Below are 17,768 nucleotides of genomic sequence, written 5' to 3'. Positions count from 1 at the left end.
TATTACGATTTGGCTCCCCAACGCTATGTTGTACTAAATATACAAGACAATCTCGTATTCTCCAACAAGATTTTAGATTATGAGCAAGAGGTGACTTAATCGTGCGCTTGCGGGCCCAACCCTGCAAGCTGGATCAGATTCCATGCTGCAGTGTGGGCAGTTTCGTAATCTGGCCCCGTGTAAGACACGGTGTAAGCGTCTTGTCGCACACATCCCACAAGCTTGGCCGCCATGTCCGCCTCTTCGCTACGGTTGAATTCGATCTCGAAGGTCACCGGACTGTTAGTCGTCCACGGCTGGATCGCCTTCGCCCTGCGTACCCCCTCGGCAGCGGTCTGCTCGATCAGGCTTTCCGCCTCCTCAACGGGCAGACAGCAGCCCATGTAGCGTCCGTACCCCTCCTTCACTTCGGCAGCCTGTACTCCGGGAACCAGGGCCTGAGCTTCGACGCATCCCGCTCGGTCGCTGCTGACGGCGACGATCGGCACCCCGTATCGCCCCGCCACGCCTGCGCTCATTGCCATCTCCCCGGCAGGCATCCCGTTGATGCGCATCCGGTGGACGCGTCCCGAGATCGTGTGCTCCATAATCCCGCCCTGCGTTCCGGCCATCGCGTGGTAACCGATCAGCATTGCGGCGTGGAAGCTGCCGTCAATCCCCTGCATCATCCCGTCGTTGCCGCTGCCATGCCCGCTCACCAGCTCAACTCCAGGCTCAAGATCGCTTAGGATCAGGTTCTTGGAGTTGCCATGCGAGTCTTTGACGAGGATATCGGTCGCGCCCGCGCTGCGCGCTCCTCGGACCGCGGCGTTGACGTCGGCGATCATGCGTTCTCTGGCCCAGCGGTAGTCGTAGTGGTCGCCGCTCGGGCGTCCGCACTGCGACCAGGAGACGAGCCCGGTGACGCCTTCAATGTCGGCAGAGATGTAGATTTTCATTGTTGGTCACTTAGCCGTAGCAGCTCCGATAGGTTTACCTGAACTACATTTACGATTCCACTGTGAACTAATTCAAGGTCTGCGCTATCCTTGATATAGAAGGCTGCTTATGGGGAAGTTTTTTGCTCGCATTTTCCTTTGCCTGGGGACTTTTGTTTTTAGCGCCTTGGCGCTATGTCAGCCTGAGCCAGCCAAAGTCAATCTCAGTTATTCGAATGAGGGCGCATCGCTCAAGAGCGTCTTTGAGGAGCTGACCAAGAAATCAGGGGTCAGCTTGCAAGCAGTGGCCACCCTGCACGAGCTGCCACTCGTCATCGACGTCAAGGACGTCACGCTGAAAGACCTGATGGACCGCCTTGCCAGGGTCACTCATGCAGAATGGGTTAAGGAAAAGGACGGGTATCGGCTCCGGTCCACTGATAAATTTGTAAAGCAGGCGCTTGAAGACTCTTATCGTTGGAGAGTTGCAGGCTACAGCAAAGCCCTCGAGATTCGGAAGAAACGGGTCGAAGCTTACGAACCTTTTGATGAGCAAGCAGCTAATCTGCTCGCTCTGCAGATTGAAGCTGCCCTCCGTGACAAGTCATCTGCTACCGCGGCTGGACTTTCCTCCATGCTGGAGAAGTCGCCCAGTCGGCGTCTCATGAATCGTCTGATCAATGCCCTGCCTCCAGAATTGCTGGCAACGCCTGCGGACGGCCAACGTCTCGTCCTCTCGGCGAGACCGAACCGTATGCAGCAGGCATTTCCGAAAGAATGCCTCGAGATTTTGTCCCAGTTTGCCAAGGAGCAAGGACTCTGGATTAAGGCGGTTGGGCTTAGCGGAACCCTGCTCGAAAGCCAGAATGAACTCACATGGCGTCTAAAGGAGAACCTGAGACAGAACGATCTCTCTCTCAAGCCGATCTTGACTATTGACGCGATTGAGTTCACGGGAAGCCTCGAAATCAGCCTGTTGATGATCGATAACCATGGCATCACGAGGTCAATCGCTCGGGACGCCATGTTCCCGACAACTGACGAGCCACCTAAAATCACAATCACGAAACCTAAACCGGACCCTGGTGAAGCTCCAATGGAGGTCACACCACTCTTGGGAGAGTTGGGTGTGCGCCTTTGGCTCAATCAAATCCCGACCGTATCGGACTGGGCTCCCCCTTCTCGTGCACTGTTGCAAGCGCTGCTTCATCCAGAAAAGCATGAGCCGATGCAAATGGGTGTGGGGCGTGTATTCATCAATCTGGCTAAAGATCGTGGGTTGCAACTTGTCGCCTGTCCGCCCGATGCAGCGATCACTCAAACTGCACATGCTCATCGAGGGAAGTTGACTCTGACGATGTTCTGGGATCAACTCTTCCAGTATTGGGCGCCAGCCCAGATGATTTCGAACCAGGACGGCTGGCTGACCGTCACCTGGCATGCAACCTCAAACAGCGGAAGCTATGGGCGTCCGATGTCCCGAACATTCATGGGAAAGACGATTCGACAAATCAATGATGACGGACGGATCACATTGGATACGAGCTGTAAGATCGCATTGGAGCTGAATACCGTGTATTCCGTACTCTATGACCTCTCTAAAGCGATCACACCGGAGGTATTCACGTACTTCCCAGCAACGAGCCCAACTTACATAGCTTTCTACCGCCTGCATGGATCGCTCACTCCTTCGCAGCTAAGGACATTAAGGGAGGGTAGCAAACTGAACACGATGTTGCTGACTCCCTTCCAAAAGGATGAGTTGAGCAAGATGCTCTACGGAACTCGAGGGATAAACAACTACAACCTCCCTCCCGACGTTGTTACCGACGGCCCTCGGTACACAAACTATCCTGAGGCGACTGAGCTCTTTCCAAACGGACTTCCCACTGAGTTAGAAATCTCCTGTACTGTTCTTGAGAAGGAGAGTATCAGCATCATGCAAACGACGGGAAGTAGCCCAGCGTCGCAAAGTTCATATGAATTGCAGTCGTTCGCCAGTCAGATCTTCCGCGAACCGGACGATTCTAATATGCTGAATGGAGCTACCATCGCAGGCTACCGCACGGCGTTGACAACGGAGTTTTCGTACAGAATTGCCTACTCTCCAACTGTTACCAGCGGGCTCGGTCTAAGCGACACGGCTCCTATTGGGCAGTGGGTGAAAAAGTATGGGGAACTGCCTGAGAAAATTCGGACAGAGATTAAGAAGCACATCGACATCTATCGGAAGCACAGTGGAGGCGGAGGGTAATGATCGAAATGAGAATCCGGTGGACTACGTTCACACTTCTCACAATTGGCCTCATCTCTTTCTCAGTGGCGCAAACTAAGCCGTCAGAAGTCAAAGTCACCTACACGAATCACGGCTCTTCCCTAAAAACGGTCTTTGACGATGTTAGCGCGAAAACAGGCACGAAGCTCCTTGCTTCCGCCCAGTACCACGAACTTCCGCTCGTCATTGATGTTCGTGATGTGACCCTTAAGGAGCTGATGGACAAGGTCGCGCGGGTCTGCCATGCCGAATGGAAGCAAGACAGCAACGGGTGGTGGCTGGTCAAGTCTCCTGCGACGGAGAAGCGAGAGGCCGAGGAGCACTACAAATCTATGGTGAAGGCTTATCGCCAAGCAATTGCAGATAAGAAGAAAGAGCTCGCCGCCGCTAAGCCGCTAACCCAACAGGCCGCGGATGCCCTCGCCGATCAGATCAATGCTCTTCTAAAGTCAAAAGAAGAGATCAACTATATACAACAGCGAAGCCTCCAAGACCGGATGCCCGCGGCCAAGCTAGCAAAGCAGATCGCCACGCTGCTCACACCCGAGTTTTACGCATCAGTTGAAAAGAGCCGTCGAATCGTGCTGACCCAAAAGCCAAACCGTATGCAAAAGCAACTGCCCAAAGAAGCTGAGGCGGCGATCAAGGTGTACGTTGAGGAGCAGCAACAGTGGATGACATCGCTCAAGCGCTATCCATTGCCGGAGATTCGAGGGTTCGAGCTGCCCGGCTTCAATGTTGATGCCTACATGCTTATCCAAGACCGCTACGCACCAGAAGAGATGCCCGCGAAGACGATCGTCTCCGTAAAACTGGAAGCTGGGTATCGGGGCGTAATGGTTGAAGTTTTCTTGGTGGATGCTCAGGGACGTACTAAACGGGTGAGCAGCGATCACTTTCTACTTGTGCCGCGGACGCGATACATACAACCGAAGCCCCTCGAAGGCGAAAAGCCGTTTGAATTTGACGAGATCTCTGGTGAGTTTGTCGACCGTGTACTGAAATCTTATGAAGATGTCGACGATGCCTGGATACCGCCTTCCAAAACACTTTTTGACCGTCTCACTCAGCCAGAACGATACGACCCGATAAGTTTAGCTACCGGAAAGCTATTTTGCCAATTTGCAGCATCTAAGAGCCTGCAAGCTGTTGCGTGCCTCACTGACAGTTGGATTTCTTTGCCTATACTGGCGCGTATGGGCCAGACGCCAAGCCAGATTCTTGCTCGAGCGCTGTGGTTTGGTGGTGAGTCAAAGACCGTGGTCGAAGATGAAGGCTGGCTGTTGGCAACGTGGGATCCCTTTGCCTTCTCGGGCTCTGTAAACGTGCCCCTCAAGCGAAGCGTCATGGGGCCGATTCTTCGGCAAGTAGCGTCGGACGGACGAATCGGCCTGGAGGCGAAGGCCCGGATCGTCTTATTGACCGACGAAGACCTTTCTCCGATAGCTGAAATCGCATCGACCCTCATTCCACAGAACCTCAACGACATGATGAACATGGAGCTTCGCTCTCAAATCGTCCTGCAGCTACACGGTTCCTTATCCGAATCTCAGCGCACGAGCCTGGAGGCTGGCAGCGACCTCAGGCTGGGGCAGCTCACACCCTATCAACAGAACCTCGTACACCGCCTTGTTTACGATGACAAAGAGTTCAATGTGACCAAGCCCACCCCAGTCGATCCGAACGCCCCGAATCGGACTTGGTACGATCCACCGGAGCCAACAGAGGCCTTTCCGAATGGCCTGCCATCTGACTTGCGCATTAGTTGCAAGGTCACATCCGGGGGCAGCCTGAAGATTCGACAGAACGCTCATCAATCCGACCGTGTCGTCACCCAACGTTACACCTATTGGATGGTCGCAAATCACCTCTACGGGTTGGAATCTGGCAACGCTCTTTATGCTCAAATGCCCTTCGTAGGATTTCAATCCCTTGATGATCGGGAGTATCTCTACAAAATCCAGTTATCATCCGAGCTGTCTCACACAAGCAGGCTAACTGATTCTGTCCCGGTTAGCGGATGGGTTAAGACCTTTGAGGAACTACCTGAGAAGGTGCGCAACGAAGTCAAGAAGTTAGTCGAGGAAGTGAGGAAGAACCCCCCACCGAGCGGCGGCACGGAAGCTGCGTTGTAGCGGTAGTCAGTTCGATTCCTGTTAACAGGCGATCACGACTCCCAAATTCATCTCACTGACCCGAGAATAGATAACGTAGAGTAAATTATTGGAGATATTTGAATCTGAGGCTAATCATGAGGCGTTTTCTACTGCTTGCAACTTTCTACGCTTGTGCTGCTTGTGTGTCGGCGCAGGATTTGGCGCAAAAGATCACATACCGGGCCGAGGCTATTCCGCTAAAGACTGTTTGTGAAGAGATCACCCAAAAGACGGGTGTTCCCATTGCCGCCTCTGGCACTTTGAACTCGATGATCATGGTGATCGACGTGCGCGATGTGAGCGTACAGGAGCTGATGGACCAGCTTGCTGAGGTTGTTGAAGCGGAGTGGTTCAAAGAAAGTGCAGCAACACGATTAACAAGGACAGCTGCTTTCATTCGCAAGAAGGAAGCAGAGGCTTTTCAACGCCACCTTGCCGCAGTGACGAAATCGCAAACAAAGATTCGGGAGACGCTCAAAAAGGCGGGTGAATTTGATGCGGCAGCGGCGCAAGCTATTGCAACCGATGTCGAGATGATGGCTAAGACTTTCAACCCCGAGGTTAACGATACAAACCGTTGGCGCAGGTACCAACAAATCTCCGATAAGCTCCCGACCCGTCGTCTTGCAGATCGTATCGCGGCTAATCTTTCGCCTGAACTCATCGCTGCGATCCGACAGAATGGACGAACCGTTTACTCCACGTCGCCCAATCGTATGCAGAAGGCAATGCCTTTTAATGTCATGCCGGACATTGAGGCATTCATTCGCGAGCAGGCGATCTGGTCGGATGCTCTTGCCCGCATCTACCAGCCGAATTTTGAGGGGGGAGGAATAGTCGATTACCAAAGTCACTCTATCTTCACGGATCGCAAAAAGATTGAGGAGACCCCTGCCAAAGTACTGCTTGTTCTGAACGATCAGGACAGCAGTCAGTCAATCAGCCTGGAAGTGCGGTTACTTAACAGTACAGGCCGGACCATCACATCCACCAGCACCAGCATTGCTGCGTCGATCCTGAGTGATCCGGAAATGGGGGATGTCTTCAACAAAAAGATGGCAGACTTGCGCGCCGCGAGTGCAAGCGAAAACCCGGTCGAGCTCAATCCGCTCGCTCAGGAGTTTCGGGATCGTGCCATGCAACGACTATCGACCGATAACGAGTCCTTGCCTCCGATTTCACTGGCCTTCCGAACAGCCTTACTCAACCCAGAAAAGTACGATCCCTTGCGTTTCGGAATTACCGACATCTTGTTTGAGATTGCAAAGACCAAGGCTCTTCAGCTTGTGGCAGCACCAGGCGACTTTATGATCTCCATGATGGGCTTTAGCGGGGATAAGGCGGGAATCAAGCCCAGCGAAATACTTGGCATGATGCAAATGCTGCCTCCAGAGCTCAGCCCAATCACAGCAGAAGGCAGTTGGCTGACTGGCAAGCGTGGCGACTTCAGCGGCATCCGCGAGATGGCTACCGCAGATCGCGCCACTTACGGAAAAATTATCCGTCAGATTGGCCAAGATGGGCGAATTTCGCTGGATGTCAAGTGTCAAATAGCACTCCAAAGCGCTAGCGAGTACACCTTCGGGAGTCTTTATGACATCTGCGCGCCGATACTGCTTAATTCCACGCCAAGTGAAGTGAACTTGGGCGGTTCGAACCGAAACATGCTAAGGCTGCACGGTCTGCTCACCCGCAGCCAAAAAGCAACTTTGGCGAACGATGGTCGGTTGGTGATTGGAAGCCTCTCACCCGAACAGCAGCAAGTCATCTACAACATGGTGTTCAAATCTTCGCGATTTGATTCCGGCATCGTCCCCGCTGCTGTTGAATTGTCAGACTCCAATAGCGTTGGACAGGAAGTACCTGGAGCTTGGTTACCTGAAGAGTCAACCGAGCTATTTCCGAACGGCTTGCCGCGCAATGGAGTTATCACCGCGACGCTCGGTCAAAACGCCATCGTCATGGTCGAGCAGTCTTTCGACATGATGAACTCCTTCACGCAACCGATGGATCCTCAGTCCATTGGTTTTCACCTTGCGATGAAAGACCGCGCGGGCCGCAGCCAGGGGTCAGACGAATATTACAGCAAGATTGAGTGGAAGAGCTTCCGAATGGCAGATCAAACGTCGTGGCACTACATGTTTGAATACACCGAGAAGATTCACGCATCCCATCAGCTCACAGATACGGTCAACAAGGGTGAAAAAGTAAACTCGATCGACGCCCTTCCATCCGAGACACAAGCAGCGATCAAGAAAGCCAAGGACGACATGGTTAAGACCCTCAACGGGCAGCAGAAGCCTCCCGGTGGGGGAGGTGATGGTGGCCTGACTGTGAAGGCGAGCTAAACCCCTGAGATAGGCCTAAGATAATAGTACAAATTCTTCACTCGCGCAGGCACAACATAGCGTAAAGTAGATCATTACTTAACGAGTTGTGAAAAAAATGCGACGAATCCTTTTGCTCGTGTGCTTTGCGCTTGGCGCAACGCTTTCGTCGGCCCAAAGTCTGACCCAAAAAATCAGCTATCACGCCGAGGCTATTCCCCTCAAAACAGTCTGCGAAGAGATCGCTGAAAAGACAGGCGTCAAGCTTGCCGCAGCTGGCACTTTGAACTCGATGCTTATGGTCATTGACGTCAAAGACGTCACTGTCCAAGACCTTATGGACAGGCTTGCCGTTGCGGTTGAGGCGGATTGGGTTCACGAAGCGGCGTCAATTCGACTGACACGAACAAGCACGTTCCTTCGCAAAAAGGCGAACGAAGCCTATCAGAAGCGCCTTAAGGCCTTCACAAAAGCTCAAAAAGAGATGCTTGACTCGCTCTCGAAACTTGGCGCGTTTGACACCAAGGCGGCTCTCGCCATCGTTAAAGAAACGGAATCCCTTCAAACGAAGCCCGCCGATGAAGACGAAGAGATGAAACGCTATGAGCGCATCTCTGAGCTTGAAGGCAAGTTGCCTAAATCGCGACTCGGCGAGCGTGTTGCCGTTAGTCTCAAGCCTGAGGTCCTTGCGGCAATGAAGAAGGGTGACCGTGTTGTACTTTCGACAACTCCGAATCGAATGCAGCAGCCCATGCCTTCGAGCGTTATCCCTGCCGTGAAGCAGTTCATGGCCGAGCAAAATGTTTGGGCCGATGTTTTGGGAGGCGTTCCTGAGCCGAACTACGAGGATGAGGGTGGCTGGGAGACAGCCCAACTTCTTTCATACCGTCGACGATTCACAGCAGCCCCGGCGAAAGTTCTGCTCATCCTGACCTGCGGCTCAGAGATGTCAGCTTCTGTGTCAGTTGAGCTGCAACTTCTGGACGCCAAGGGCCGGGCAATGGCTTACTTGAACACCTACATCTCCGGTTCCAGCAGAGAAGACTATGAGGTTCCGGAAGACTATGAAAAGCAAATTCTGAAACTCCGCGAAGGCGCTGCGAAAGAAGAACCGATCAAACTGAACCCCTTAGCCGAGGAGTTTCGAGCTAAGCTATCTGGGCAGTATTTTTCAGAGCAAGACGAGGCAGAGAAAAAGCCGATCTCTCCCGAGCTTCGCGCAGCGCTTCTGAACCCAGAAAAGCACGACCCACTCAAGTTTGGGGCGACCGATATTCTCTTCGCTCTTGGCAAGCACGGCAAGTTTCAGTTAGTCGCAGCGCCCGGCGATTTCATGGTGATGATGGCTCTCTACATGGGAAGTGAGACAGCGCTCAAAGCGTCCGAACTCCTCGGAATGATGCTGATGACAAAGGATGAAGACAATCCTGCTGTTGTTGATGGGGAGTGGCTGATCTTCAAGCGTGCGGATTTCTCAGAGATGGCAGAGTTTGGCAGTATCAACCGCTCCGCCTTAGGGCAAGTCATCAGGCAGGCCGTTAAAGTTGGTCGAGTTTCTCTCGACGTTCAGTGCCTCATCGCCTTGCAAGAAGGAGAACAGAGCTATTGGAGCCTTTATTCGATCTATCCAAGCCTACTCCTTGATGATCCGGCGAGCCAGTCAATGATGTACCGCTATGGGAGGCGGCGCGAAGCCAGCCGAGAGATGATGCAGCTTCATGGCCTGCTCACACAAAGTCAGAAGCAAGCCCTTATCAACGGAGGGAGGATCGCGATTGCTGATCTAACCCCACAACAGAAGCAGATTGTCTTCGATATGATCTTCAAAAACGGGGAGTCCATTACTCCTCCTGGTCAAAACGAATTTGACCCCGAGATGTTTGAAGAAGAGGAGGATGAAGAGGATTGGGAGTATGCGCCGCAAGAGCCCACAGAGCTCTTTCCAAATGGCCTCCCCTTGGATGCATTCATCACTCTTGAGCTTGAAGAGAATCCGATGGTTCAAATTGAGCAGACCTATGAAGGCTCAGGGCTTCACACCACTCAACAAGACCCTGAGTCGATTGGATACCAGCTTGCGGCAAAAGAGGTTGGCTCGACGGATATGGAGATGCAGGAGTATTACCGAAGCATCGAATGGAAGAGCTTCCGGATGGCCAAGCAGACAGTCTGGAACTATAAATTCAATCTGTCCAAAGACGCCGAAATGCAGGTTCCGCTGAGCGATACGGAGCCGACCGGTGCAAAAGTGAAACGTCTGGAAGACCTGCCCAGTGACATCCAAGACCTTATCAAGAAAGCCAAGGAAGAGGCGATTAAAGAGATCAAGGAACAGCGAAAAGGCGATGGCGGAGGCGGTGGTGGCGATTTCTCTTCGTACTCTATCAAGTACGTCTTAGACAGAACATTCTCAGAATGTGAACGGGCAACAACGCATTCAAGCCGCAGCTTCGCCTTTCTGTGGCTGTAAACCGCGCCAGCAACCCTGCTGCTTGGAGGTCGTATTTTAAGACAGGACGCTCAAAATGATTTGCTTAATCGTCGCTGGACTGCTCTTGAACCCACAAGAAGTCCAAATTAGCTACGAAACGACGGGCTTGGCGCTCGGTAAGGTGGTTGCTCAACTTAAAGAGCAGACCTCCTTGAAGCTGTCTGTCGCAGCAAACCTTGCGGAAATGCCTATGGTTGTTTCGGTTCGGGACGTGTCTCCCGAGGCGCTCTTATCCCGGATCGCGGATGCAGCAGGCGGGCAATGGGTGATCAACGGCAAAGACGAGCGAACGCTAGTTCAAACGGATACAGTCAAACGCCGCATCTGGAACGAAGCCGTAGCACACCGCGAACGAGAATTCACCAGGATACAAGGCAAGATCCGCGATATCCTGTCGAAGCAAAAAGCAATCACAAGAGACCGGGCTACGATTCTCATCACTAAGATCACCCAACAATTCAATGAAAAAAGTGATGAACTCCGTGAAACGTTGGAAGAGACCCCTACACAAAGACTTAAATACAATATCGAAGCCGCACTTGATTCGAAAACAGTTGCAAGCTTGCATTGTGAAGAATCTATCGTGTACGCGCTCAAACCAAATCGATTGCAACGACCGCTTACTCCAGCCCTTCGAGCAGCAATAGACACCTACATACGAGAGCAAAGGAATTACGTCGACGAGATTCTGACTTCTGGGGTGCTTTCTAAGCCTGAAAAAGGCGAATGGAGTGGATGGCGATGGGAAGTAGATCCTACGGGTTCAACTCAAGTTACAGTTCGCGTTGAACGCGACTACGGCGAAATCCGCCCGTTAACTGAAATCGAGTTTTCTAAAGCAGGCAAGTCCATTATCTTTCACCGCATCCACGGTATGGATGCAATCTATTTGTCATTAAGGAAGGAACAATCCAACAGCAGAGGTCGTTTCAAAGAGGCGAAAAAGATACAGCTATCGTCTGACGCTCAGGCGTGGCTAGATTGTGTCGATTATTTGGAGGAACCGCTTGGCCCAGTACCCAAGTCAATGATTAGCGTCCTTGAAAAAGTGCGTAGACCTGACTTGTTTGAGCCAGTTAGTCTTGGAACTGGAGAACGCCTCGTAAAAGCGGCGGCGGCTGAAGGCATGCAACTTGTAATCGCTGCACCCGATGCATTCACAGTCTACTATTCGTACTATTACAGACATCTGACAGTATCGTCAAAAATCCTTGAAGACCTTATTGACTCGATCAGGAGCCTGAATGCAACGCTCCAAGGTAACTGGATCGTCATCCGTCCGAGCGATCTTGACGAAGGCCAAAACCCTTTTTGGGCAAACCGATTACGGCTTCGTAACATACTGAAGTCGGTCGAGGCCAGGGGTTATGCAACACTTGCTGACCTTGAGCCGCTCGTGCCCCCCAGAGATAGCATTGTCGACGAGAGCGACGTTCCGATGTTGTATTTCCGGTTTCTTTGTCCAAACGCTCCACGGGAGCTTAACATTGGCGAAGCTTTTGTTCGTCGGTTATTGAAAAGCTTGCCGCCAAACATCTTAAGAGAGTTGGATTCTGGGCGACCCATGCAATTCAGCAGTCTGCCACTGAACGTTCAAGCGAGCATATCATCCTTCCTGTACAACTACAGCGGCAGAGGTACTTGGCTCTATGTGTCAGATGAAGATGCATTGCCGTACTCCGACGATGCGATGGAAGAGCTTACGGAGATTTGGCCCCAAGGGTTACCTCATCAAGGCACGCTTCGTATCGAATATGAAGAGCAGCGCGGAATTATTATCGGAACCTCGACAGAAGGAGAAGCTCCAGGATTCAAGGCTGGGAGTATACGAGACATATACTTGTATGTCAGCTTGTTTGAGGCTGGAAACATTGAAACCAAAGCCTCGGGTTATCGTCCTATGACCCTGCTATCTAAGCGTGTCTACTTTGAGTTCCCAGGCCAAGAGCCCAAATACTCGCTGATCCAGGATCAGAGAATTGATGGAGAGTGGGTCAGCCGCTGGCAGGACTTACCAGAAGACCACCGCAGGGAGCTTGAGGAAGAACTAAAGAAACGTCAAAAATCGCGCAAGCCGCCTTCGCTTTTGGATGCCTCAAAACTCCTGTCGCCTGTCTATGCCCATTAGCTTCAAGTATGCAAAGAAGATTTCGACTTCTGACACTTGTAATGTTCTGCGTATTGGCTAGCTTGGCTCAAGCCTGCATGTGGGATCGCGATACGCTCGCCATGGAGATGAAGAACTTTCCCGGTGTCGCCGAAGCGATCGTCGGCCGGTTTGAGCGGAACCCTCCCGAGTACTACCAAATGCGCATTGACCGGCTGCTGCCGGTCTTTGAGGCTGGGAAGACAACACTTGAAGAACTCGACGACTTGGCGGTGGCTTACGACCGAATTGGGAAGGGCAATGAGGCGATAAAGGTGATGGCCGCTAAGGAAAGGCGACTCAAGGCAAGCCCTGACAACGAGCATCAGTATCGATTCCACGCAAACCTCGGCACATTCCAGATACACAAATGGCTGAGAGAGGGCGGAAAGATTGAGCAGATTGAACTTGCCAAAGCAAGCTTTAAGCACATCCAAAAAGCGATTGAGATCAATCCCGATGCGCATTTTGGACGCGAACGAGTCCAGCTTGCCTGCATCGAATGGTTGATCGACCTGAAGTCCGCTAAACCAAACGACGAGCGACCTCAGTTAAAAAGTTATCTGCTTGAAACTGGCAGACTCTCTGACTCGGTTAAGGGACTCAGCGGTCTGATCGTGCTCGGCAATGCATGGGAGAGCATCGACATCATGAATGTTCTTGGAGACACAGGCTATTTTGGAGGTCTGAAAACCTTCACGACGCTTCGGATGGTTGAACTCTATAAGCACGGGAAGCACGCGATCGATCCCGGTTTGGAAGAAAGTGTCCGCCGTGACGCTGTAGAAGGCACAGAGCGAAAAACTATAGACGGAAGATCGGCCTTTGCCAAAGAGAACTATGAGATCATGCGCGAAAACGCCAAGAGATACGAGCAAACTCGAACTGCGTTCATGCTCGCACGGTTCAAGGAACGCAAGCACCCCGACACCGATTCAGATTTTTGGGATGGTTACGAAGAGGTCCCGCCAGCGAAGCTGAAGAAGTGGCCAGTTCCATTCATGTACACAAGCGGTCCATATTATGTTGCTGGCAGTGTCATTCTTTTCCTAGTCCTTGGCTTCTTCTATGGTTGCCGGCGATGGCCGACGATCTTCCGCATCCGATAAATGCAGGCCCCATCCCAAGGCTAAAATTGAGCCCACCGGTACAATTTGGGTTCAATGGCGTCCAACGTTCGCAACATCGGGATCATTGCCCACGTCGACCACGGCAAAACCACCCTGGTCGATGCCATTTTTCGTCAGGCGGGCATCTTCCGGGAGAACCAGCACATGCAAGAGCGCGTGATGGACTCCAACGACCTTGAGCGCGAAAAGGGCATCACCATCCTCTCCAAGGTCGCGAGCGTTCGCTACAAGAATTACAAGATCAACATCGTGGACACCCCCGGCCACGCCGACTTTGGCGGCGAGGTGGAGCGCGTGCTCAGCATGGTGGACGGCGTCCTTCTCGTCGTAGACGCCAACGAAGGCCCCATGCCGCAGACGCGGTTCGTGCTCAAAAAGGCCTTCCAGAACAAGCTCAAGCCGATCGTCTGCATCAACAAGATCGACCGCGACGGCGCGCGTCCGCTCTGGGCTTACGACAAAACTATCGACCTCTTCATCGACCTGGGCGCAGACGAGAACGACCTGTTCTTCCCCCACCTTTACACGTCCGGCTCGGGAGGATTTGCGCGAGTTTCGCCCGATGGCGGCGAGAAGGACATGCGCGAGCTGTTCGAGATGATCGTGAACGCGGTGCCCCCGCCCGACGTGCAAGCTGAGGGACCGTTCCGGCTCCAGGTCAACAACCTCGACTACAACGACTACGTCGGACGGATGTTCGGCGGCAAGGTGCTGCGGGGCAAGGTGAAGGTGGGCGACCGCCTGACCCAAATCCGCGAGGACAAGCAGGTCGGCTTCAACGTCACCAAACTCTGGACGTATGAAGGCATTCAGATGAAGGAGGTCGAAGAGGTCTCTGCCGGAGAGATCGCCATGATGTCCGGCCTGAACGACGTACTCATCAGCGACTCCATCTGCGATGCCTCCGCCATCGACCCACTCCCCCCGATCCTGGTCGAGCCCTCTACGCTCAGCATGGGCTTTTACGCCAACAACTCTCCCCTTGCCAGCAAGGACGGCGGCAAATTCCTCACCATCCACAAGATCAAGGAGCGGCTGGAAAAGGAGGAGGCGGTCTCTGTCAGCGTCCGCATCGACCGCGACGCCCCGGCCGATATGGTCAAGGTAGCCGCCCGAGGCGAGCTTCAGCTTGCCATCCTCATCGAAACCATGCGGCGAGAGGGCTATGAGATGCAGATCAGCCGTCCGCAGGTCATCTTCAAGAAGGATGAGAACGGGAAGGTTCTGGAGCCTTATGAGAACGTCACGCTGGAGCTGCCCAACGACTCCACAGGCGACGTGATGGAGGAACTCGCCCGAAGAAAGGGCGAGATGGTCAACATGGAGACCGAGGCCAACGGCACCGTTCGCCTCACTTACCTCATCCCCACGCGCGGCATCATCGGCTTCCGGTCGAACTACCTCACCCTAACACGCGGGCTAGGCATCATGTCCAGCCTGCTGGAAGGCTACCGGCCCTATTCCGGCACCATCGAATCGCGCACGCAGGGCTCCCTCATCGCCAAGGACCCGGGCAAGCTCACACGCTACGCCTATGAGGACATTCAAGAGCGCGGCACCCTTTTCTATCCGGTCGGCACCGAGGTCTACGGCGGCATGGTCGTGGGGGCCAACGCTCGCGACGAAGACATGATCGTGAACGCGACCAAGGAAAAGCACGCCACCAACATGCGCTCTGCAAACGCCGACTCGACGACGGTCCTGGACGCGCACAAGGATTTCTCGCTGGAACAGGCGCTGTCCTGGCTGCGGGACGATGAGCTGCTGGAAGTCACGCCGAAGATGTTGCGGTTCCGAAAGAAGACGCTCGACCACTCGCAGAGAAGGGTCGAAGAGCGGCGTTCGGAAGTGAGTGTGTAAGCGGCACTACCCCGGCAGAAAACCCCAATCCTTGTCGACCAGCTTCCCATCCTGAAACACAAACTCGTTGACGTCGGTACTGGTCGTCCCCATGTGATAGAAGGTGATCTTGCCTGTAAAACGGGCGCGCTCTTCAGGTGTTGCTTTCCATCGATCATAGTCCTCTTTAACTTCGACCTTTTTGCCTGACCCGTCGGGCTCGAGGATGGTGCCTTCGACCTCACCTTCGCTTCCAATGCCTCGAATAAGATAGCGATCGAGATCGGAGAGCTTGGTGCTATAGGGGACATAGTCCACAACATTGTGCGGCGCCGAACCTTCGTACCGGAAAAGAGCTTGATAGCCAATGAATGGGCATGTGAGAGCAATGGCTATCCATAGCAAACAGATCCATTTCCAACGTGGTTTCACATCCGCAACGACGGGCGGCGCTTCCATCTGCACAACTCTATCTTACGACGGGCGACCTCCCTACCCTGGTAGAAAACCCCAATCCTTGTCGACCAGCACGCCATCCTTGAAGTAAAAACTGTTTACGTCCGTGCTCCAAAAACTTTCGTGCGTGAATGTAATCTCGCCCGTAAAGCGGTCCTGCCTGTCGATCGTCTTCTTCCACGTGTCGTAGTTGCCCAGACCGCGGGTCTTAAACTTTCCGTACTTCGTATTTTTCATGGGCACGCGACCGGTATAAGACTCAGTCGTCTTCTCCGTCCACTCCGTGACCACTCCGGTACTGCCGTGACCTCGAATCAGATAGGGATCGAGCTCCGAAACATGTATGCCAAGTGGAACCTTGCTCACGATGTCGTGCGGTGCAGAGCCGCGGGAAGGAGACCATATCTCAAAGGAGATAAGCAGAGTCAGCAGGAAGGCCACAGCCCCACCGAGCCACAGCAAATCTGTCCACTTCCTACGGGGTCTTGTCTCTTCGATCACGGCAGGAAGAATGGTCTCCACAACATTACTTGACGACAATCAACGACCTCAACCAAAACCCAAGCTTGCGATTACTTTTGCTTGAACAGCGCAGCAGGTTTCTTGCCCTGCCATCCCATGCCCAGGTCCAAGCTTGAATAGCGCCATGGACCATTCACCCGATCCTTTTGGTCGATCGGTATGTTGAGTTCGAACGGGATGTACTTCCGCCGATCCAATCTTCGCACGCGTACCTTCATCTCCACACTTTTGCCCTTGGGCACCCACGGGCACACGACCTGCGACGCGTTGATGCCGCCAGCCAAGTTTGAAGGCGGCTCAATGGGGAAGAATAAACTTTTCTCCTCTTGGATTCGAGCTTCGATGCGAACCTGGCCATTGCCTAACGATTGCGCTTTGCCGGTACCAAGGAGGCTACTTGAGTCGACACGCAACGCGTAGTGCAACACAGAGGGGCCACCGTTGCCAATGGAATCAATGACAGAGCGCAGAGGCTCCAAAACAATCCGCATGCCGGAGGGCGTAGTCCTCACGATAGGAGTTTTGAAATCCAGAAAGTAGTGCTTTTCGCCACGGTCTTCTGAACGAACCGTCTCCTCGATCACGGCAAATGTGCCGAAGTCGACAAGTTCTTCTGATGTCTCATAGCCTTCAAGCTTGCCTGATGTAGGCATCGCCAAGAGGTCAGTCGCATAGGCAATGGCCTGCGAATTGCCACTGCCGCCGCCGTTCTTCGTTTGGAAGCTGAAGCTGCCACTACTCTTCTTATCTGCAAGGTAGCGCGGCTGAAAAACATTGCCCCCCGAAAAAGCCGTGTACCGCCAAACGAGCTGGTCCGAAAGACCCTGCCAACCAACTGACCACTCAATCCCTACCGTATCACCCGACTCGATGCCTTTAATCGCGTTCGCCGTGCCCTTGATGGTGACACCATCCTGAACAAGGGTGTCCTTAGGGTGACCCTCATGGACTGGAACCGTCTTTCCCGGCTTAAAAAGCCGTATGACGGTGTCTTCGCAACCCTTGGCTTTCAATGTCAAATCAATGAAATCAAGATTACTCGGGTGTTTTCCAGGAACCTGAACGCAATAGAGGTAGGGGTCGTAGAATCCGCCCTGAATCTCAACAATGGTGCTTGCCCCGCTCGGCGTTTGCAACCGGGCGTAAGAGGGCAACTCCGACAAAGGCTTCGTTTCGAGCCCCATATTGCTTTCCCACGTTCCAACTGGCTTGCCACAACGGAAGTAGAACCAAGAGCTGGTGTCAGCACGCACCGTGAGACCCGATCCGTGGGGAAACTCACGCGGTTGCACGAATTCCTCAGAAACAGGCAGAAGGCTGACAGCCTCGAAATCCCCCTGCTTTAGCACTTCCCAACCCTCGCTGCGCCTACGCAAAGACTCAAGAGCGTTTGCATACCAAGCCGGCTTAACGACATGGATCACTGCCCCGACCGCAGCAAGACAAGCAAACACGATAAGCGCTGCGGACCAGTTTAGCCTTCGCCTCTTCATGATTCCAGTGTACAGT

Annotated in this window: 11 protein-coding genes; 7 read left to right on the top strand and 4 right to left on the bottom strand. The window is 53.3% G+C overall.

Translation table 11 applies throughout. From position 1 onward, the window contains the following. Positions 1-95: 95 nt before the first annotated feature. On the bottom strand, positions 96-938 hold the full coding sequence (locus KF784_13135) for a M55 family metallopeptidase (GenBank protein MBX3120003.1): 843 nt from the start codon (positions 936-938) through the stop codon (positions 96-98). Between the two features lie 109 nt (positions 939-1,047). Between KF784_13135 and KF784_13130 the strand changes: the two genes are divergently transcribed. The 7 genes from KF784_13130 to typA all read left to right on the top strand — a co-directional run bounded on the left by KF784_13130 (position 1,048) and on the right by typA (position 15,302). After that, a complete protein-coding gene (locus KF784_13130; GenBank protein ID MBX3120002.1) occupies positions 1,048-3,171 on the top strand; it encodes a hypothetical protein in 2,124 nt (707 codons plus the stop codon). After that, positions 3,171-5,327 carry a hypothetical protein gene (locus KF784_13125; GenBank protein ID MBX3120001.1) on the top strand — a complete coding sequence of 719 codons (2,157 nt, stop codon included), beginning with the start codon at positions 3,171-3,173 and terminating at the stop codon, positions 5,325-5,327. Before KF784_13130 ends, KF784_13125 begins: the two co-directional genes overlap by 1 nt. Before the next feature lie 116 nt (positions 5,328-5,443). Beyond that, positions 5,444-7,696 (top strand): hypothetical protein, encoded by a 2,253-nt coding sequence (locus KF784_13120; protein ID MBX3120000.1) that lies wholly within the window; start codon positions 5,444-5,446, stop codon positions 7,694-7,696. A 97-nt stretch (positions 7,697-7,793) separates the two neighbouring features. After that, positions 7,794-10,145 (top strand): hypothetical protein, encoded by a 2,352-nt coding sequence (locus KF784_13115; protein ID MBX3119999.1) that lies wholly within the window; start codon positions 7,794-7,796, stop codon positions 10,143-10,145. Positions 10,146-10,200: 55 nt separating this feature from the next. Continuing rightward, positions 10,201-12,294: a hypothetical protein gene (locus KF784_13110; GenBank protein ID MBX3119998.1), complete on the top strand. Its 2,094-nt coding sequence runs from the start codon at positions 10,201-10,203 to the stop codon at positions 12,292-12,294. 53 nt (positions 12,295-12,347) lie between these two features. Continuing rightward, a complete protein-coding gene (locus KF784_13105; GenBank protein MBX3119997.1) occupies positions 12,348-13,421 on the top strand; it encodes a hypothetical protein in 1,074 nt (357 codons plus the stop codon). Positions 13,422-13,475: 54 nt separating this feature from the next. Continuing rightward, entirely contained in the window at positions 13,476-15,302 is a 1,827-nt protein-coding gene (gene typA / locus KF784_13100) for a translational GTPase TypA (GenBank protein MBX3119996.1), read from the top strand. 6 nt (positions 15,303-15,308) lie between these two features. Here typA and KF784_13095 read toward each other — a convergent pair whose 3' ends face one another. Genes KF784_13095 through KF784_13085 form a run of 3 tightly spaced genes read right to left on the bottom strand, consistent with a single transcriptional unit; the run spans position 15,309 to position 17,752 of the window. Further along, positions 15,309-15,740 (bottom strand): hypothetical protein, encoded by a 432-nt coding sequence (locus KF784_13095; protein MBX3119995.1) that lies wholly within the window; start codon positions 15,738-15,740, stop codon positions 15,309-15,311. A 33-nt stretch (positions 15,741-15,773) separates the two neighbouring features. Beyond that, positions 15,774-16,259 carry a hypothetical protein gene (locus KF784_13090; GenBank protein ID MBX3119994.1) on the bottom strand — a complete coding sequence of 162 codons (486 nt, stop codon included), beginning with the start codon at positions 16,257-16,259 and terminating at the stop codon, positions 15,774-15,776. A 50-nt stretch (positions 16,260-16,309) separates the two neighbouring features. Further along, a complete protein-coding gene (locus KF784_13085) occupies positions 16,310-17,752 on the bottom strand; it encodes a hypothetical protein (protein MBX3119993.1) in 1,443 nt (480 codons plus the stop codon). Positions 17,753-17,768 lie beyond the last annotated feature (16 nt).

The sequence above is a fragment of the Fimbriimonadaceae bacterium genome, from assembly GCA_019638775.1.
Taxonomy (GTDB): Bacteria; Armatimonadota; Fimbriimonadia; order Fimbriimonadales; family Fimbriimonadaceae; genus JAHBTD01.
Note: the sequence above shows the minus strand (reverse complement) of the source record. Positions and strands in the feature narration are given on the sequence as shown.